Annotated in this window: 15 protein-coding genes; 8 read left to right on the top strand and 7 right to left on the bottom strand. The window is 72.2% G+C overall.

Going from position 1 to position 18,033, the window contains the following annotated elements; translation table 11 throughout:
- Window positions 1–17 precede the first annotated feature (17 nt).
- Both ACZ6TB_RS39820 and ACZ6TB_RS39815 read right to left on the bottom strand, forming a co-directional pair.
- A complete protein-coding gene (locus tag ACZ6TB_RS39820) occupies window positions 18–653 on the bottom strand; it encodes a hypothetical protein (RefSeq protein WP_465564053.1) in 636 nt (211 codons plus the stop codon).
- A 38-nt stretch (window positions 654–691) separates the two neighbouring features.
- On the bottom strand, window positions 692–1,465 hold the full coding sequence (locus ACZ6TB_RS39815) for an enoyl-CoA hydratase/isomerase family protein (RefSeq protein WP_465564050.1): 774 nt from the start codon (window positions 1,463–1,465) through the stop codon (window positions 692–694).
- Window positions 1,466–1,523: 58 nt separating this feature from the next.
- Here ACZ6TB_RS39815 and ACZ6TB_RS39810 point away from each other — a divergent pair, with 58 nt between their 5' ends.
- From ACZ6TB_RS39810 to ACZ6TB_RS39795, 4 genes are read left to right on the top strand one after another with little or no spacing between them, the layout of a single operon-like run.
- On the top strand, window positions 1,524–1,988 hold the full coding sequence (locus tag ACZ6TB_RS39810) for a DUF6232 family protein (protein ID WP_465564047.1): 465 nt from the start codon (window positions 1,524–1,526) through the stop codon (window positions 1,986–1,988).
- Between the two features lie 13 nt (window positions 1,989–2,001).
- On the top strand, window positions 2,002–2,355 hold the full coding sequence (locus ACZ6TB_RS39805; protein WP_465564044.1) for a DoxX family protein: 354 nt from the start codon (window positions 2,002–2,004) through the stop codon (window positions 2,353–2,355).
- A 52-nt stretch (window positions 2,356–2,407) separates the two neighbouring features.
- A complete protein-coding gene (locus ACZ6TB_RS39800; protein WP_465564041.1) occupies window positions 2,408–2,935 on the top strand; it encodes a PAS domain-containing protein in 528 nt (175 codons plus the stop codon).
- Window positions 2,928–3,809 carry a methyl-accepting chemotaxis protein gene (locus ACZ6TB_RS39795; RefSeq protein WP_465564038.1) on the top strand — a complete coding sequence of 294 codons (882 nt, stop codon included), beginning with the start codon at window positions 2,928–2,930 and terminating at the stop codon, window positions 3,807–3,809. Before ACZ6TB_RS39800 ends, ACZ6TB_RS39795 begins: the two co-directional genes overlap by 8 nt.
- A gap of 12 nt (window positions 3,810–3,821) precedes the next feature.
- On the opposite strand, the gene ACZ6TB_RS39790 is transcribed toward ACZ6TB_RS39795, so the two are convergent.
- The 3 genes from ACZ6TB_RS39790 to ACZ6TB_RS39780 are packed head-to-tail and all read right to left on the bottom strand — an operon-like array spanning window position 3,822 to window position 6,759.
- Window positions 3,822–4,715: a ribokinase gene (locus ACZ6TB_RS39790; RefSeq protein ID WP_465564036.1), complete on the bottom strand. Its 894-nt coding sequence runs from the start codon at window positions 4,713–4,715 to the stop codon at window positions 3,822–3,824.
- Window positions 4,716–4,717: 2 nt separating this feature from the next.
- On the bottom strand, window positions 4,718–5,533 hold the full coding sequence (locus tag ACZ6TB_RS39785) for an ABC transporter ATP-binding protein (RefSeq protein WP_465564033.1): 816 nt from the start codon (window positions 5,531–5,533) through the stop codon (window positions 4,718–4,720).
- Between the two features lie 35 nt (window positions 5,534–5,568).
- Window positions 5,569–6,759, bottom strand: a complete 1,191-nt coding sequence (locus tag ACZ6TB_RS39780) for an ROK family transcriptional regulator (RefSeq protein WP_465564030.1) — start codon at window positions 6,757–6,759, stop codon at window positions 5,569–5,571.
- A 170-nt stretch (window positions 6,760–6,929) separates the two neighbouring features.
- Between ACZ6TB_RS39780 and ACZ6TB_RS39775 the strand changes: the two genes are divergently transcribed.
- From ACZ6TB_RS39775 to ACZ6TB_RS39760, 4 genes are all read left to right on the top strand, one after another.
- Window positions 6,930–8,384 carry a glycoside hydrolase family 3 N-terminal domain-containing protein gene (locus ACZ6TB_RS39775; protein ID WP_465564027.1) on the top strand — a complete coding sequence of 485 codons (1,455 nt, stop codon included), beginning with the start codon at window positions 6,930–6,932 and terminating at the stop codon, window positions 8,382–8,384.
- Between the two features lie 66 nt (window positions 8,385–8,450).
- A complete protein-coding gene (locus ACZ6TB_RS39770; protein ID WP_465564305.1) occupies window positions 8,451–8,909 on the top strand; it encodes a hypothetical protein in 459 nt (152 codons plus the stop codon).
- Window positions 8,906–9,355: a thiol-disulfide oxidoreductase DCC family protein gene (locus ACZ6TB_RS39765; RefSeq protein WP_465564024.1), complete on the top strand. Its 450-nt coding sequence runs from the start codon at window positions 8,906–8,908 to the stop codon at window positions 9,353–9,355. Before ACZ6TB_RS39770 ends, ACZ6TB_RS39765 begins: the two co-directional genes overlap by 4 nt.
- Entirely contained in the window at window positions 9,336–10,202 is an 867-nt protein-coding gene (locus ACZ6TB_RS39760; RefSeq protein WP_465564021.1) for a TetR/AcrR family transcriptional regulator, read from the top strand. Before ACZ6TB_RS39765 ends, ACZ6TB_RS39760 begins: the two co-directional genes overlap by 20 nt.
- 615 nt (window positions 10,203–10,817) lie before the next feature.
- On the opposite strand, the gene ACZ6TB_RS39755 is transcribed toward ACZ6TB_RS39760, so the two are convergent.
- On the bottom strand, window positions 10,818–12,977 hold the full coding sequence (locus tag ACZ6TB_RS39755) for a heavy metal translocating P-type ATPase (RefSeq protein WP_465564303.1): 2,160 nt from the start codon (window positions 12,975–12,977) through the stop codon (window positions 10,818–10,820).
- A gap of 89 nt (window positions 12,978–13,066) precedes the next feature.
- Window positions 13,067–18,013: an NAD-glutamate dehydrogenase gene (locus ACZ6TB_RS39750; protein ID WP_465564018.1), complete on the bottom strand. Its 4,947-nt coding sequence runs from the start codon at window positions 18,011–18,013 to the stop codon at window positions 13,067–13,069.
- Between the last annotated feature and the right edge of the window lie 20 nt (window positions 18,014–18,033).

The following is an 18,033-nucleotide window of genomic DNA, read 5'->3' as shown; positions in this document are numbered from 1 at the left end:
CTAGGGGGTCGCGTCCCCTAGACGATCTTCCAGCGCGGGCGGTAGTGCCACGTGCGCAGACAGCGAACGAGAGTGCCCGCGGCGGTGAGCCCGAACGCGCCCGCGGGGTCGCAGCGCTCGCCCACGGTGACCGGCGCCTGCACGATCGGCGGCAGCGGGCTCGGCAGCGGCAGCGGCGGGTTCGGCACGGCCGGCGGGCTCGGCGCCGGCGGAACCAGGCTGCCGATCGGGCTGGTGCTCGCGGACGGGGACACCACCGGCGCCACCGGATCGCCGGCGACGGGGCCGGCCGGGGCGGGCACGTCCGGCGCGGGCGACGGAGGCGGCGCCGGAGCGGGCGGGACCGCGACGGCCGGCGAATGCGTGGCGCCACCGTCGCGCTTCGCCGTCCGGGTGTGCCGGGGGGCCGGGATGGAGGTGGATGTGGTGGTTGCGGTCGCCGTCGCCGTCCGGTCCGGCTCGGCGTACCGGCCGCCCGCGGTCGGCAGCGGGGCGCGTGGCGGCGCGGCCATCTCGTCGACCGGCGCGCCGCCGGCCGGGCGGCCCAGCGTCAGCCAGCCGATGAGCAGGCAGAGCAGCGCCTGCCCGACGACCAGGGACACCGCCACGCGCACGGTGCGGCGCACCGTGCGCGTGGTCGGAACCGGTTCCACTCGTCGGACTTTATGGCACTCGATCGATGGAAGCGAGATCAGCGGCCCGTAAACGTGGGTTTACGCTTCGCCACGAACGCGGTCGTGCCCTCGATCCGGTCGTCGGTCGCGAAGAGCGAGGCGAACAACTGCGACTCGAGGGCCAGGGCGGAGGCGAGGTCCATGCCGAGGCCGCTGTCGATCGCCTGCTTGGCCGCCCGCAGGGCGAGGGACGGCCCGGTCACGTACGGCCGGACGAGCGCGAGCGCCGTCTCGTAGACCTCGGCCGCGGGCGCCACCCGGTCGGCCAGGCCGATCCGCAGCGCCTCCTCGGCGTCCACCATGCGGCCCGAGAAGATCAGGTCCTTGGCGCGGGCCGGGCCGACCAGCCGGGCCAGCCGCTGGGTGCCGCCGGCGCCGGGGATGAGGCCCAGCTTGATCTCGGGCTGGCCCAGCTTCGCGTCGTCGGCGACCACCCGCCAGTCGCAGGCCAGCGCCAGCTCGCAGCCGCCGCCCAGGGCATAGCCGGTGATGGCGGCCACCACCGGCTTGGGGATGCGGGCCACCGAGTCGAAGGCCCCGGAGAGGGCGCCGGCGCGTACCACCATGTCCTGGTAGCTCTGCTCGGTGAACTCGGTGATGTCGGCCCCCGCGGCGAAGACCTTCTCCCCGCCGTACACGATGACCGCCTTGACCGCGTCGTCGCCGGCCGCGGAATACGCGGCCTCCCGCAACTCTTCCTGTACCTGGGTGTTCAGGGGATTCATCGGGGGCCGGTCCAGCCGGATGGTGCCGATGCCGTCGGTGATCTCCAGCGCCACGAACTCGCCCACGAAACACGCCTCCCTGAGTGTTGGTTAAGCCGAAGCCTACGACGGGTACGGAGAGAGAATGACCACGTACTACCGGGACCCCGACGTCTGGATCACGTCGAACGGCGTGCGGATGAACGGCCGCGACTACCCCCTGGCCGAGCTGCGCCAGGTGTGGCACCAGCGCGGGCGCCGGTCATGGCGGACGATCGCCGGGCGCGGCGCGCTCGGCCTGGCCATGCTGCTGCCGATCCTGGTCGGCGCGCTCGGCGTCGGGGTCGCGCTGATCATCCACGCGTCGGCCGCCGTCACGATCGGCCTGATCGGCGGCGGCATCCTGGTCGGGCTGGCCGCGGCGCCGCTCGCCGACCTGCTGCTCGAGCACGTGGACCGCTCGTACGACCGGGGCAGCCGGCAGCGCGAGATCTGGGGACGGACCCGGGCCGGCGACGTGTTGCTGCTGCGCACCGGGGACGCGGCCCGCTTCGGACGGATCTACCGGGCCCTTCAGCGAGCCCTCGAGCCGGCCGGGGTTACTCGCTAGTAATGTGACGCCCATGAAGAAGGACGCGCTGGGCCTGGCCGGCCTGCTGGCCACCACGGGGGCCCTGCATTTTCTGGTGCCCGGCCCGTTCGACTCGATCGTCCCGCGATCGCTGCCGGGGTCGCGGCGCACCTGGACCTACCTGAGCGGCGCGTGCGAGATCGCCGTGGCCGCCGCGGTCGCCCACCCGCGCACGCGCCGGGCCGGGGCGCTGGCCGCCGCCGCGCTGTTCGTCGGCGTCTTCCCGGCGAACGTGAAGATGGCGGTCGACTGGCGGCATGCTCCGCCGGCGAAGCGGGCCATCGCGTACGGCCGCCTGCCGTTGCAGATCCCGCTGGTGCTCTGGGCCCGCCGCGTGGCGCGCTGATTCCGGCGTTCGGGCGCGCGGGACCGGCCGCGTTCGGGACGATCGGAAGATCATGCGAGCCATCCAGAGCCGCCCGACCGGGGTCGAGCGCACCTTCGGCCCCGACGAGATCATCGTTACCAAGACCGACCCGCGCGGCGTCATCACGTACGCCAATGAGGTCTTTCTTCGCATCTCGGCGCTCACCGAGGACGAGGCCCTCGGGCAGCCGCACAACCTGATCCGGCACCCGGACATGCCCCGAGCCGTGTTCAAGCTGCTCTGGGACACGATCCAGGGCGGCGACGAGATCTTCGCGTACGTGCTGAACCTGGCCGCCGACGGTGGGCACTACTGGGTGTTCGCGCACATCACGCCCTCGCACGGCTCGGGCGGACGGCACGTCGGCTACCACTCCAACCGGCGTCGCCCCGAGCCCGGCTCGGTCGCGGCGATCAAGCAGGTCTACGACCGGGTGCGCGCCGCCGAGAGCCGGCACGGATCCACCCCGGCCGCGGTCGAGGCCGGCCGGCAGGCGCTCCAGGACGAGCTGGGCGGCCACTCCTACGACGAGTTCGTCTGGTCGGTCACCAATGGATGACCAGGCACTCGGGATGATCACCGAGGTCTGCCGGCGAGCCGCGGCCGGCGACCTCGAGGCGCGCCTGCCCGCGCTCGGCGACTCGCCCGCCGCCGACGACTGCCGGCAGGCGCTCAACAGCCTGCTCGACATGAGCGACGCGTTCGTGCGGGAGGCCGGCGCCGCCTCGTCCGCGGCCGCCGAGGGCCGGTTCCACCGGCGGATCCTCACCCGCGGCCTGCAGGGCTCGTTCCGCGGCGCGGCCGAGCAGATCTCGGCCTCGATCGAGGAGATGAGCCGCAGCGCCGGCCGGCTGGCCGAGGCGACCGCGGCCCGGGTGGCGCTCGCCGACGAGCTGGAGAACGCCGTGCTGCGGGTCTCCGAGCAGGTCGCGACGGCCGCGACCGAGATGGGCGCCTCGGCGAACGGGCTGGCCGACTTCGCCCGGGCCGCGGTGACCGAGGCCGAGCACGGGCTCGAGACGGTGACCTCGCTGCGGACCGCGGCCGACCAGATCCTCACCGCGGTCGACCTGATCAACCAGGTGGCCAAGCAGACCCGGCTGCTGGCGCTGAACGCGACCATCGAGGCGGCCCGGGCGGGCGAGGCCGGACTCGGCTTCGGCGTGGTGGCCGGCGAGGTCAAGACGCTGGCCGACGAGACCAGCGGATCGAGCGGCGAGATCATGGGGCACGTCAACAAGGTGCAGGAGGTCGCGGCCGACGCCATCGCCGTGCTGGAACGGGTCACCGACAGCATCCGGGAGATGAGCGGGCTGACCAACGGCATCGCCGTCGCGGTCGACGGCGAGCACGGGGTGGACGGGCTCTCCCAGCTCGCCGAGGTGCTGCGGGGCGAGGTCAGCCGCTTCGTGGCGACCGCGCGGCAGAGCTAGGGCCGTCCCGCCCTAGCCCGCCTTGTACTGCGCGTCGATCTCCTCGCGGGTGGGCAGCGCGCTCGACGCACCCAGCCGCTGCACGCAGACGGCGCCGGCCGCGGTCGCCCAGCGCACCGCCTCCATGAGGTCGCGGCCCTCGCCCCAGGCGACGGCGAGCGCGCCGGTGAACGCGTCCCCGGCCGCCGTCGTGTCGGTGGCCTCGACCGGGTACGCCGGCACGTGCTCGTCGCGGCCGTCGCGCTCGGCGTAGCGGGAGCCGTCGCCGCCCAGGGTCAGCACCACGCGCGGCACCAGGGCCAGCAGCGCGGGCATGTCGGGGGCGTCGGACCCGGTGATCGCCTGGGCCTCGCTCTCGTTGACGACCAGCAGGTCCACGTTCGCCAGCAGCTCGGGCGGCAGCTCGCGGGCCGGGGCCGCGTTGAGGATCGTGCGGGTGCCGCCGGCGCGGGCGGCCCGGCAGGCGGCCGTCACCGTGCCCACCGGAATCTCCTGCTGGCAGAGCAGCACGTCACCACCCGCGATGACCCGCTCCTCGGCCTCGGTGAGGCCGGTGAACGTGCTGTTGGCGCCGGGCGAGACGAGGATCGAGTTCTCCCCCGCGCGGTCCACCATGATCACGGCGACGCCGGACGCGCCGTAGCTGGTGCGCAGGTGCGCGGTGTCCACCCCGGCCGCGTCGAGCCGGGCGTTGAGCGTGACGCCGAACGAGTCCGAGCCGATCGCGCCGAGGAAGACCGCGTGACCGCCGGCCCGGGCCGCGGCGATCGCCTGGTTGGCGCCCTTGCCGCCGGGCATCATCACGAAGTCGTCGCCGAGCACGGTCTCGCCCGGCAGCGGCAGGCGCGCGGCCACCCCGACCAGGTCCATGTTGGCGCTGCCGGCCACCACGATGCGCGGCGCCACGGCTAGGCCGCCCGTGCCGTGTAGCGGTCGCCGAACCGGTCGACCACGAGCGGCATGCCGAAGGTCTTGGTGAGGTTGTCCGCGGTCATCACGTCGCCGAGCGGGCCGGCCGCCACGATCGTGCCCTCGCGCAGCAGCATGCCGTGCGTGAAGCCGGGCGGGATCTCCTCGACGTGGTGGGTGACGAGCGCCATGGCCGGCGAGTCGGGGTCGAGGGCGAGCTCGGTGAGGCGCGCCACGAGGTCTTCCCGGCCGCCGAGGTCGAGGCCCGCGGTCGGCTCGTCGAGCAGCATGAGCTCGGGGTCGGTCATCAGCGCGCGGGCGATCAGCGTGCGCTTGCGCTCGCCCTCGGAGAGGGTGCCGAACTCGCGCTCGATCAGCGCGCCCATGCCCAGCTGCTCGAGCAGCTGCCGGGCGCGGCGCTCGTCCTGCGGGTCGTAGCTCTCCCGCCAGCGGCCCACCACCGACCAGGCCGCGGTGACCACCACGTCGAGCACGCGCTCGCCGGTCGGGATGCGCTCGCCGAACTGGCCGGTGGACAGGCCGATGCGGGTGCGCAGCTCGTTGACGTCGGTGCGACCGAGGCGCTCGCCCAGCACGTACGCCGTGCCGCGGGACGGGTGCAGCCGGGCCGACGCCAGGTTGAGCAGGGTCGTCTTGCCGGCGCCGTTCGGGCCCAGGATCACCCACCGCTCATCCAGCTCCACCTGCCAGGACAGGCTGCGGACCAGGAAGTTGCCACTGCGGATCACGCTGACGCGGTCGAACGCGATGACGGTGTCCTCGTGGGGCGGAATGCGTACGACAGGTTCGAGCACGCGTCCATCCAACCACGCGTACGCCTGGCCCCCGGTCACCCGGTGGTCGAGCCGAAAACCTCGTCGCGGACCTCGTCCAGGGCCGTGTGCAGGGCGCCGTGCAGGACCGGCTCGTCCTCCACGCCGGTGATCACCACGCGGGGCGTGACCAGGGTGATCGCCGCCACCTCGCGCTCGACCCGCTCGGCCAGACCGGGGCCGCCGGCCTGGCTCACCTCGCCGGCCAGCACGACCAGCGGCGGGTCCAGCACCACGCAGGCGGCGGCCACGCCGAGGGCCAGCTTCTCGGCCAGCTCGTCGAGCACCTGGTCGCCGGCCTCGCCGGCGGCGACCGCCGAGCGGATGACGTCGGCCGCCTCGGCGCCGCGGAACCCGTACTTCTTGCCGATCGCCCGCACCGCGTCGCCGCCGGCGATGGTCTGGAAGCCGCCGCGCACGCCGCCCTTCTGCGACCGCTTGCCCTGGTGGCGGGGCACCTCGGTGCCGGCCACGGCGAGGTAGCCGATCTCGCCCGCGGCGCCGGTCGCGCCCTGGTGCAGCTTGCCGCCGATGACGCTGGCGAGGCCGACGCCGCGGCCGGCCCAGACCAGCACGAAGTCGCTCTCGCCCTTGGCCGCGCCGGTGCTCTGCTCGGCGATCGCGGCCAGGTTCACGTCGTTGCCGAAGACGACCGGGGTGCTCAGGTCGCGGCGCAGGTCGTCGAGGAGGCCGCGGTGCCAGCGGGGCAGGTCCCAGGCGAACGAGATCTCGCCGCTCTCCGGGTCGACCAGGCCCGGCGTGCCGAGCACGACCCGGCGGACCGAGCTCATGTCGGTGCCGGCCTCGGTCGCCGCCTGGACGACCGCGTTGTGCACGACGCCGACCGGGTCGTCGGTGTCCTTGGTGGACTGCTCGACCCGGCTCACAATGGCGCCGGTGATGTCGGCACAGGCGGCCACCACCCGCTCGGGGCCGACGTCGACGCCGATCACGTGGGCACTACCCGGGGTGACGGCGTAGAGCTGGGCGTTCGGGCCACGACCACCGGCCTGCTCGCCGACCCGGCGCACCAGGCCGCGCTGCTCGAGCCGCTCGACGAGCTGGGAGGCGGTGACCTTGCTGAGACCGGTCATCTCGCCGAGCTGCGCGCGGGTGAGCGGACCGCGGGTGAGCAGCAGCTCGAGCGCCGCGCGGTCGTTGAGAGCGCGTAGCAGCCGAGGTGTGCCCGGAAGGCGGGTGGCGGCCATTTCTCGTCCCCTAGTATTTTTAGGATTGTTTCCTATTAGACTAACGAGCCCTTCGTAGCCGCAGCGTAACGGTCGGCATCGTCGCCGTCCGCAGCACACGTCATCGACTCGGAGCGATCATGGCAGCTCGCGGGCACCCTGAGCCAGAGTTGCGTCACCGGAAGGACACCATGGCGAACGATCACGGGCTGCGCCGCCTCGCCCTCGGCACGCTGCTCGCCGCATTTCCCGGCGAGACCGCCCCGCCGTGGGCGCTGGACCTGCTGGCCGACGGCCTGGCCGGGCACACCCTGTTCGGCTACAACATCGAGTCCGCGGCCCAGGTCACGGCGCTGACCACGGCCCTGCGGTCGGCGCGGCCGGACGTGCTGGTCGCGATCGACGAGGAGGGCGGCGACGTCACCCGGCTCGGGCACCGCACCGGCAGCCCGTACCCGGGGAACGCGGCGCTCGGCGTGATCGACGATTTCGAGCTCACTTCCCGGGTGTACGCGGCGATCGGCAGCGACCTGGCGGCGACCGGTGTCAACCTCGACCTCGCCCCGACCGTCGACGTGAACACGGCCGACGACAACCCGATCATCGGGACCCGGTCGTTCGGCTCGTCCCCGGAGCTGGTCGCCCGGCACGCGGCGGCCGCGGTGGCGGGCCTGCAGTCGACCGGGGTGGCGGCGTGCGCGAAGCACTTCCCCGGGCACGGCGCGACGCTGTCCGACTCGCATCTGGAACTGCCGACCGTGGACGCGCCGCTGTCGCTCGTGCGTTCGCGCGACCTGCCGCCGTTCGCCTCGGTGGTGGCGGCGGGGACGCGAGCGATCATGACGGCGCACATCCGGGTGCCGGCTCTGACCGGGGACGATCCGGCCACCTTCAGTACGGCCGCCCTGGAGTCGCTGCTGCGGCGGGAGCTCGGGTTCGCCGGCGTCATCGTCACCGATGCCCTGGAGATGAAGGGCGCGGCGCTGGCGGCGGGCGGGATTCCGCGCGCCGCCGTGCGGGCGCTGGCGGCCGGGGCCGACCTGCTGTGCATCGGGGCGCAGGTGGACGCGGCGCTGGTCGAGGCGGTGGTCGCCGAGATCGTCGCGGCCGTGGACGATGACCGGCTCCCGATCGCTCGCCTTGAAGAGGCTTTCGCCCGTACGGCCGCATTGGCGCAGTGGAGCGCGACGCCTCGCGCCGGGAGTGACCACGACGCCGGCCTCGGTGTCGCCGCCGCCCGGCGTGCGGTGCGGGTCGAGGGTTCCCTGGCCGAGCTGGAGTCGCCGCTGGTGGTGCAGCTGGTGTCGGGCTACTCGATCGCCGAGGGACGCGTGCCCTGGGGTCTGGGACCGCACCTGAACGGGACCGAGCAGATCGAGGTCGTCGCCGCCTCCGCCTCGGCGCCGGATCTCGCCGCGCGCGCCTCGGGGCGGCCGATCGTGGTCGTGGGCCGGCACGTGCACCGCTCGCCGGACTCCCGCCGGCTGATCGAGACACTGGCCGCCACCCACCCCGTCGCCGTCGTCGAGATGGGCTGGCCGTCGTCGTGGCGCCCGGCCGGTTGCCGCGCGTTCGTCACCACCCACGGCTCCTCCCGGGCGAACGGCCGCGCCGCCGCCGAGACCCTGGGAATCGCCGCCTCCTGATCCGCGCGTCACACGTTCTTGAACACGTTCAAGTCTCCCCCTACGCTGAGGGAGACTTAGTTGAACGTGTTCGAGAAGGGTGACCCGATGGACCCGAAGGTCTGGATGTACCTGCTCTACCTGGCGGTCAGCGTGGGGCTGACCGTCTGGGTGGCGACCACGCTGTCGCGCAACGGGCTGGTCTTCCTCGAGGAGGTCTTCGCCGACGGCAAGCTCGCGCGGGCCGTCAACCAGCTGCTCGTCATGGGCTTCTACCTGCTGAACCTCGGCTACGTGGCGTTCGCGATGCGGTCGAGCGCGCAGGTCGAGGACGCCAGCGAGGCGCTCGAGACGCTCTCCATGAAGATCGGGCTGGTGCTGCTGGTGCTCGGCGTCCTGCACTTCTGCAACGTGTTCTTCCTGGGCCGCTACCGGCGCGGGCGGATCCGGCAGCAGCAGGGACAGCCGCCGCTGCCGCCGGCCGGGCGCCTGCCGATGCACCCGCAGCGACAGATGCCCCCGATGCCCCCTCCGGCGCAGGCGTGAGCCTCGCCGCCGACCCGGCCGGTCACGGGGCCAGCCGGGTCGGGTCGTTCACGGTGCTCTTCGACGAGGGGTGCCCGCTCTGCCGGACGGCGCGGCGGTGGCTGGCGGGGCGGGCGCAGCTGGTGCCGCTCGTCTTCGTGCCGGCCGGGTCGGCGTCGGCGCTCGCGCTGTTCCCCGGGCTCGACCACGCGGCGACGCTGCGCGACCTGACGGTGATCGCGGACGACGGGGCCTATTACACCGGGGACGCCGCCTGGCTGGCCTGCCTGTGGGCGCTGGCCGACTACCGGGAGGCGGCGCTGCGGCTGAGCTCCCCGCGGCTGCTGCCGGCGGCGCGGCGGTTCATCGCGGCGGCCTCCGCGGTGCGGGAGTCGACTCGCTCGCCCGGGCCGTCGCCGGTGCTGGTGGCGGACTACGGTGACCAATGTGACGACCGCTGCCACTGAACCCGAATCGCCGGAACCGGCGGGCTCACCGGATGCGGCGGGCGCGGCCGATCCGGCGGGCGCGGCCGGTTCAGCGGGCGCGGCCGGTTCAGCGGGCGCGGCCGGTTCAGCGGGCGCGGCCGGCTCAGCGGGCGCGGCCGGCTCGGTGGGCGCGGGCTCGGCCGGCAAGCCGCGGCGGGCTCGCGGGGAGCAGACGCGGCAGCTGATCCTCGAGACGGCGCTGCGGCTCTTTCGCGAACGGGGCTATGCCGAGACGACCATGCGAGCGATCGCTAAGGAGGCCGGGGTCGCGGTCGGGAACGCGTACTACTACTTCGACTCCAAGGAACACCTGATCCAGGGGTTCTACGACCGCAACCAGGCGGCGCACCGGACGGCGTCGGAGGCGGTGCTGGCCGGCGAAAAGGACTTCGCGGCCCGGCTGCGCGGGGTGCTGCACGCGGGCATCGATGTGAACGAGCCGTACCACTCGTTCGCGGCGACCTTCTTCAAGAGCGCGGCCGAGCCGTCGTCGCCGCTGAGCCCGTTCTCTCGCGAATCGTCGCCGGCCCGGGACGCGTCGATCGCGATCTTCCGCGACGTGATCGAGGGCTCGTCCGCCAAGCTCGACCCCGAGCTGCGCAAGGAACTGCCGGAACTGCTCTGGCTCGGCTGGATGGGCGTCATTCTCTTCTGGGTGTACGACAAATCGCCCGACCAGCGGCGGACCAGGCGCCTGATCGACGGCGCGGTGCCGCTGATCGACCGCTTGGTGGCGCTCTCCCGGTTGCGGGTGCTGCGACCCGCCCTGCGCCAGATCCTGGGCCTGATCGACAGCATCCGCCGGGACGATGATCACACACGGTAAGACCCGGCCGTCATCACCCTGCGTAACCCTGAAGCGGAATAAATACGCCTCTACCCAATACTTTCCGGATTTGTCGCCTATGTTGGGCTAGCCGAACGGCCATTTTGCCCACTCAGAGCTTCCGGCCCCGCTTTGCAGGCACGTAGCGTTATGTCCGCAGGTGGGTCTGGGGATGTTGCGAGGACTCGGACTTCGGGACCAGTCCGAGTCCTCGCGACGCTAGACGGTGAGCCGGGCGCGGGCGATTTCGGGAGCAATCCCCCGCGACCGGCTCACGCCGTTTCCGCCCTCCAGCGCTCCGCGCCTAGTGCCACAGCTCTGCTTACCTCGACGCGCCACCGCCCGCCAGAACATCGCGGTGCGCCACCTCAGGGTCGGCGCGCGAGAGCTACACCTCCGAGCCGACGCCCGAGTGCCACAGCTCTGCTTACCTCGACGCGCCACCGCCCGCCAGAACACCGCGCAGCGCGCCCACCTCCGGGGCGGGCGCCGCGAGAGCCACAGCTCTGCTTACCTCGGCGCGCCACCGGCCGCCGGAACACCGCGGCGCGCCACCTCAGGGCCGGCGCGCGAGAACCACACCTCCGCGCAGGCGCGCGAGAGCCACAGCTCTGCTTACCTCGGCGCGCCGGGGATGTGGGCTGGGCGGAAGTTGCGCAGGCGGAGGCTGTTCAGGACCACGAAGATCGAGCTCAGGGCCATCGCGGCGCCGGCGATCATTGGGTTCAGCAAGCCGGCGGCGGCCAAGGGCAGGGCGGCCACGTTGTAGGCGAAGGCCCAGAACAGGTTGCTCCGGATGATCGTGAGGGTGCGGCGGGACAGGCGCACCGCGTCCACCGCGGCGGTCAGGTCGTCGCGCACCAAAGTCAGATCCGAGGCCTGGATCGCCACGTCGGTGCCGGCGCCCATGGCCAGGCCCAGGTCGGCCTGGGCGAGGGCGGCGGCGTCGTTCACGCCGTCGCCGACCATGGCTACCGAGCGGCCCTCTCGCTGGAGGCGCTTGACCACGTCGACCTTGCCGGCCGGGAGGACGCCCGCGAAGACCTGGGTGATGCCGGTTTCGGCGGCTACGGCCTCGGCCACCGGCTGGGCGTCGCCAGTGACGAGCATCGGCTCGAGGCCCAGACGCTTGAGCTCGGCTATCGCGGCGCGGCTGGTCGGGCGTACGGCGTCGGCCAGAGCCATCCATCCGCGCACCCGGTCGTCGACGCGGACCTCGACCCACGTCGCCGCCTGTCGATGGTCCTGGGGCGCGCCCGCGCCGACCTCGACCCGGACGCCCTCGACCCGGCCCCGGACGCCCACCCCGGCCGTCGCCTGGAAGTCGGTGACCGGCGGCAGGTCGCCGCGCTCGCGGGCGGCGGCGGTGATCGCGCGGCCCAGGGGATGCTCGGAGGCCGCCTCCACGGCGCCGGCCAGACGGAGGAGATCGTCCGCGGGCCCGGGCGCCACGCGAAGGTCAACCGTGGCGCCCGCACGGTCGGAAGCGAGGACCACGTCGATCACCGACATGCGGCCGGTGGTTACCGTGCCCGTTTTGTCCAAAACAATCGTGTCGGCCCGGCGGGTGGACTCGAGCGCCTCCACCCCGCGGATCAGGATGCCCAGCTGGGCGCCGCGCCCGGTGCCCACCAGCAACGCCGTCGGGGTGGCCAGGCCCAGCGCGCACGGGCAGGCGATGATCAGGACGGCCACGGCCGCGGTGAACGCCGTCGTCGCGCCGTGGCCGGTGCCGAGCCAGAAGCCGAGGGTGGCCACGGCCAGGGCGATCACCACCGGGACGAAGACGGCCGCGATGCGGTCGGCCAGGCGCTGGACCGCGGCCTTGCCGTTCTGCGCCTCCTCGACCAGGCGGGCCATCTGCGCCAGTTGCGTGTCGGCGCCGACCCGGGTGGCCCGGATCGTCAGGCGACCGCCCGCGTTCACCGTCGCGCCGGTCACCTGGTCGCCGGGGTGCACCTCGACCGGCACCGACTCGCCGGTGAGCAGGCTCTGGTCGAGCGCCGAGACGCCCTCGACCACCTCGCCGTCGGTGGCCAGCTTCTCGCCCGGGCGTACCAGGAAAAGATCGCCCACCTTGAGGTCCGCCGCCGCGATCGCCCGCTCCCGGCCGTCCCGCAGGACGGTGACCGACTTCGCGCCGAGCGAGAGCAGCGACCGCAACGCGTCGCCCGCCCGCCGCTTGGCGCGCGCCTCCAGATAGCGCCCGGCCAGCAGGAACGTCGTCACCCCGGCGGCCGCCTCGAGGTAGATGGCGTCGCCGTCGCGGGCGGTCAGCGAGAACGGGTGCGTCATGCCGGGCATGCCGGCATCGCCGAGGAAGAGCGCCCACAGCGACCAGCCGAAGGCGGCGAGCGTGCCGAGGGAGACCAGCGTGTCCATGGTCGCGGCGCCGTGCCGCAGGTTGACGAACGCGGCCCGGTGGAACGGCCACCCGCCGTAGACGACGACCGGCGCGGCGAGGGTCAGCGACAGCCACTGCCAGTACGTGAACTGCCAGGCCGGCACCATCGCGAGCACGATCACCGGCAGGCTGAGCGCGGCCGAGATCAGCAGCCGGTCCCGAAGTGGGTCACGCGCGGGGGGAGCAACCAAAGGCGCCTGAAAGAAGGCCTTATATCCGGTTTTCTCGACAACGGCGATCAGGTCGCCGGCCGTGACCGAAGCCGGCACCGTGGCACGCGCCTTCTCGGTGGCGTAGTTGACGGTAGCGACCACACCGTCGAGCCGGTTCAGCTTCTTCTCGATGCGGCTCGCACACGACGCGCACGTCATGCCGCCGATCTCCAGCTCGATAACCCGCTCCACGCCTCCACCATATACCCCTTGGGGGTACCACGGCGGAGGCGTGGATCACGGCCCGGCTATGAGCTGGCCGACGAGGTCTTGACCAGCGTGCGGATCTGCCGGAGCAGCACCGACAACGCCGCCAGCTCGGCCGGCGTGTCGTCGACGTTGCCCATCGCGTTCGACGCCCGCGCGATCGATGCCGCGTTGACGTGCTCCCACTGCGAGACCCGGTCCTCCGCGGAGGAGGTCGCCGACGTCGACTCCAGCACCTCGACCGTCAACGCCGCCAGCGCCGCGTACAGGTCGTACCGCAACGCCATCCGGGCCAGCGTCTGCCACCGGTCGCCGCGCGGCAGCTTCGAGATGTGCGAGAGCAGCTGGTCGATCTGGAAGCGCTCGGACAGCACGAAGTAGACCCGGGCCACCTCGATCGCGTCGCGGCCGGTCAGCGCGCTGGCGGTCAGCACGTCGAGCAGGCCGAAACCGTAGTTCGCCCAGGTCACGCGCTCGGCCTGGTCGAGCGGCACACCCTTGTCGACCAGCGTCGCCACGTGCTCGTCCATCGACCGGCGCTCGATGCCGACCAGCACCGACGGCAGCTGGGGCAGCAGATCGCGCACGCCCGACTTGAGCTTGGTGATCTCACCGGCCACGTCGAGCGGCGAGCGCCGGGTGCTCACCAGCCAGCGGACCGCCCGGTCGAGCAGCCGCCGCGACTCGAGGAAGACCAGGGTCTGCGCCGGCGTCGGGACCTGGTTGTCGAGCGCCTCGGCGGCCGCCCAGATCTCCGGCAGCCCGTAGGCCTCACGGACCACCACGTACGCCCGCATGACGTCGGCGGCCGATGCCCCGCTCTCCTCCATCGCCCGGAAGACGAACGACGTGCCGCCGCGGTTGACCACCTCGTTGACCAGCGCCGTCGAGATGATCTCGCGACGCAGGCGGTGACCGGCCATCCGCGAGGCGAAGCGCTCGCGCAGCGGTGTCGGGAAGTACCGCGCGAGCACGCCGTTGGTCCAGGGCTCGTCGACCAGCTCGTCGGCGAGCACCTCGCGCTCGAGCGAGATCTTCACGTACGCGAGCAGGACCGCGAACTCCGGCGCCGTGAGCCCCTCGCCGTTCTCGTAGCGCGCGGCCAGGTCGGCGTCGGTGGGCAGCGCCTCCAGCTCGCGGTTGAGCTGCCCGGCCTCCTCCAGCGAGGTCAGCATCCGGCGGTGCACGGGCAGCAGCGAGTGGGCCTGGGCCCGGGCGTTGCCCAGCGCCGACGCCTGCTCGTAGTTGTCCCGCAGCACCAGGGCCGCGACCTCGTCGGTCATCTGCGCGAGCAGCGTGTCCCGGTCGGGGACGCTCAGCTCCCCGTCGGTGACCGCGCCGCCGAGCAGGATCTTGATGTTGACCTCGTGGTCGGAGCAGTCGACGCCGGCCGTGTTGTCGATGAAGTCGGTGTAGATCCGGCCGCCGGCGCGGGCGAACTCGATGCGCCCGCGCTGGGTGAGCCCGAGGTTGCCGCCCTCGCCGACGACCTTGACCCGCAGCTGCGACCCGTTGATCCGGATCGCGTCGTTGGTCTTGTCGCCGACGTCGGCGTGCGTCTCGGACATCGCCTTCACGTAGGTGCCGATGCCGCCGTTGAACAGCAGGTCGACCGGCGCCCGCAGGATCGCCTTCATCAGCTCGGCCGGGCTGACCGAGGTCGCGTCGCCGAGATTGAGCGCGGCCCGCACTTCCGGCGAAATCGGGATCGATTTGGCCGTACGCGAAAAAACGCCACCGCCCTTGCTGATCAGCTCCGCCGAATAGTCCGCCCACGACGAACGGGGGAGATCGAACAGTCGTCGCCGCTCGGCGAACGACGTAGCGGCGTCCGGCGAGGGGTCGAGGAAGATGTGCCGGTGGTCAAACGCGGCGATAAGTCGGATATGTTCCGATAAAAGCATCCCGTTGCCGAAGACGTCGCCCGACATGTCACCGACGCCCACCACCGTGAAGTCCTCGGTCTGGGTGTCGACGCCGAGGTCGCGGAAGTGCTTCTTGACCGACTCCCAGGCGCCACGCGCGGTGATGCCCATCTTCTTGTGGTCGTACCCGGCCGAGCCCCCGCTCGCGAACGCGTCGCCGAGCCAGAAGTCCTTGCCGACCGAGATCGCGTTGGCGATGTCGGAGAACGTGGCCGTGCCCTTGTCCGCCGCGACCACCAGGTAGGGGTCGTCGCCGTCGTGCCGGACCACGTCCCGCGGCGGGATGATCTTGCCGCTGTGGATGTTGTCGGTGACGTCGAGCAGGGCGGTGATGAACCGCTTGTAGCACTCGACGGCCTCGTCCCGGTCGCCCGGCTTCTGCTTCAGGACGAACCCGCCCTTGGCGCCCACCGGCACGATTACCGCGTTCTTCACCATCTGGGCCTTGACCAGGCCGAGCACCTCGGTGCGGAAGTCCTCGCGCCGGTCGGACCAGCGCAGGCCGCCGCGGGCCACGGCGCCGAACCGCAGGTGCACGCCCTCGAACCGCGGCGAGTACACGAAGATCTCGTACTTCGGGCGGGGCTCGGGCAGGTCGGGGATGGCCTTGGGGTCGAGCTTGAAGGCGACGTACGACTTCGGGCGGCCGTCCGGGCCACGCTGGAAGAAGCTGGTGCGCAGCGTGGCCTGCACCAGGGTCAGGTACGACCGCAGGATCCGGTCCTGGTCGAGGCTGTCGACGCCGTCGAGCAGCTCCGTGACCCGCTCGACGATCTCGTCGGCCAGCCGCGAGCGCTCGCCCTCGCCGGCCTCCAGCCGCGGCGAGAAACGCGTCTCGAACAGCGTGACCAGCAGGCGGGCGATCTCCGGGTAGGCGATGAAGGTCGACTCGATGTAGCGCTGGGAGAAGACGCTGCCGGCTTGGCGCTGATATTTCGCGTACGCCCGGAGCACCACCACCTGGCGCCAGGTGAGCCCGGCCCGGAGCACCAGCTCGTTGAAGCCGTCCACCTCGGCCTCGCCCCGCCAGGCGGCCGCGAACGCGTTCTCCACCTGGGGACGGACCTCGGCCAGTTCCCGGTGCGCGGCCGGCGGGCGCAGGCCGAAGTCGTAGAGATAGATCGTGCCGTCGGAGCGGCGGATCTCGTACGGCCGCTCATCCACCACCTGCACGCCGAGCGAGTGCAGCACCGGAAGCACCGCCGAGAGCATCATCGGCTCCCCGTAGCGGTAGACCTTGAACCGTACGTCGTGATCGTCGGGCTCGGGCTCGCCGCTCTTGCCCGGCCGCCGCTTGCGGTAGAGGTGCATCTCGAGCTGGCCCTCTTCCTCCAAGAGCTCGAGCTTCGCGAGATCCTGCATTCCCTCGTACGGCGTGTGGCCGTCCTTGTAGCTGTCCGGATACGCCGCCGCGTAGCGCGCGAACAGCTGGCGGGCCGGCTCCTCGCCCAGCTTGCGCTCGAGCACCAGGGAGAAGTCGTCGTCCCACATGCGGGTGGCGTCGGCGAGCATCTCGGCCAGCGCGTTCGGGTCGACCTGGCCCGGCGGGTCGGCCGGGTCGGTGCGCACGATGAAGTGGATGCGGGCCAGCATCCGCTCGGTGACCCGGGTCGTGTAGTCGACGCCGATGCCGTTCAGCTCGCGCAGCAGGATCTCCTGCATCCGCAGCCGGTTGCCGGTGGTGAACCGGTCGCGCGGCATGTAGATGAGGCACGAGATGAACCGGCCGTAGCCGTCCCGGCGCAGGAAGAGCCGCAGCTGGCGACGTCCGGCCATCCGCAGGACGCCGATCACCGCCTCGTACAGGTCATCGGTCTTGATCTGGAAGAGCTCGTCGCGCGGATAGGTCTCCAGGATCTGGAGCAGGTCTTTCCCGGAGTGGCCGCGCGGGGACAGGCCGGAGCGGTCGAGCACCTCCATCACCTTGCGCTTGACCACCGGCAGCTCGCGCACGCTGGTGCGGTAGGCCGACGACGAGAACAGGCCCAGGAAGCGCCGCTCGCCGATCACCTCACCGTGATCGTCGAAGGTCTTCACCCCGATGTAGTCGAGGTACGCCGAGCGGTGCACGGTCGCCCGCGAGTTGGCCTTGGTGATCACCAGCAGGCGCTTCTCGAGAGCCCGCTTGTACGCCTCGGGAGTCATCGTCGAGAGGGCGCGCGGGTTCGAGTCGCCGCGCAGAATGCCCAGGCCGGTGCCCGGCACCGCGGTGAGCGTGTCGCCGTCGAGGCGGTACTCGCGGTAGCCGAGGAACGTGAAGTGGTCGTGGGACAGCCACTTGAGCAGCTCGGTCGTGTCCGTGACGTCTTTGTCCGGCACCGGCAGCTTGGTCTCGGAGCCACGCGCGGAGGCCAGCTCGTCGGCGATCACCACGGCCCGCTGGCGCATGCGCGGCCAGTCCTCGACCGCGTCGCGCACGTCGGTCAGCACCCGGCGGACCTCGTTGTGCAGCTGCTCGCGGGCCTCCTCGCGGCGGACCGGGTCGATCTCGATCCGGATCCAGCTCTCCACCAGGTCGCCGTCGATCGCGTCGTCCGGCTCGACGTCGGCGGCGAGGTCGGCCAGCGCGCCCAGCGGCTCGCGCCGGACCACGATCAGCGGGTGGACCAGCAGGTGCACCTGGAGCTGGTGGGCGGTGAGCAGGGCGATCACCGAGTCGACCAGGAACGGCATGTCGTCGGTGACGATCTGCACGACGGTATGGCACTGGGAGCCGATCGGCGGCGTTATCGCCAGCTTCAGCTCGCCCGGCAACCGGACGGCGGCCAGCTCGCGATGCGCGACCGCGGCGTCGTACATCTCCTGTGCGGTGAAACCGACCAGTTCCTCGTCCGGCGCGAACCGCCAGAAGCGGCTGACCAGCGACGCGGTCGCGTGGTCGGCGCCGGCCACCTCGACGGCCTGCGCCACCAGGCGCTCGCCGTTCGGCAGTGGCTCGTCGAGCTCACCATCGTCGGACGCTCCGAGCCGGCCCGTGAGGGCGAGCCCGGGGCCCTGAGATAAGTCCAGCTCAGGATCGGTGGTCGGGTCGGATTCCGACGTCGGCTCGTCGGCGACAGCCATGGCTTGGTGCTCCCCTCACC

The sequence above is a fragment of the Actinoplanes sp. NPDC051537 genome, assembly GCF_055586105.1.
Note: the sequence above shows the minus strand (reverse complement) of the source record. Positions and strands in the feature narration are given on the sequence as shown.

What these genes read in the sequence shown, in the direction of transcription:
- ACZ6TB_RS39795 (WP_465564038.1), top strand. Translation starts at nt 2,928, where the DNA reads ATGGATGACCAGGCACTCGGGATGATCACCGAGGTCTGCCGGCGAGCC.
- ACZ6TB_RS39780 (WP_465564030.1), bottom strand. Translation starts at nt 6,759, where the DNA reads ATGGCCGCCACCCGCCTTCCGGGCACACCTCGGCTGCTACGCGCTCTC.
- ACZ6TB_RS39755 (WP_465564303.1), bottom strand. Translation starts at nt 12,977, where the DNA reads ATGACGTGCGCGTCGTGTGCGAGCCGCATCGAGAAGAAGCTGAACCGG.
- ACZ6TB_RS39750 (WP_465564018.1), bottom strand. Translation starts at nt 18,013, where the DNA reads ATGGCTGTCGCCGACGAGCCGACGTCGGAATCCGACCCGACCACCGAT.
- ACZ6TB_RS39805 (WP_465564044.1), top strand. Translation starts at nt 2,002, where the DNA reads ATGAAGAAGGACGCGCTGGGCCTGGCCGGCCTGCTGGCCACCACGGGG.
- ACZ6TB_RS39810 (WP_465564047.1), top strand. Translation starts at nt 1,524, where the DNA reads ATGACCACGTACTACCGGGACCCCGACGTCTGGATCACGTCGAACGGC.
- ACZ6TB_RS39775 (WP_465564027.1), top strand. Translation starts at nt 6,930, where the DNA reads ATGGCGAACGATCACGGGCTGCGCCGCCTCGCCCTCGGCACGCTGCTC.
- ACZ6TB_RS39800 (WP_465564041.1), top strand. Translation starts at nt 2,408, where the DNA reads ATGCGAGCCATCCAGAGCCGCCCGACCGGGGTCGAGCGCACCTTCGGC.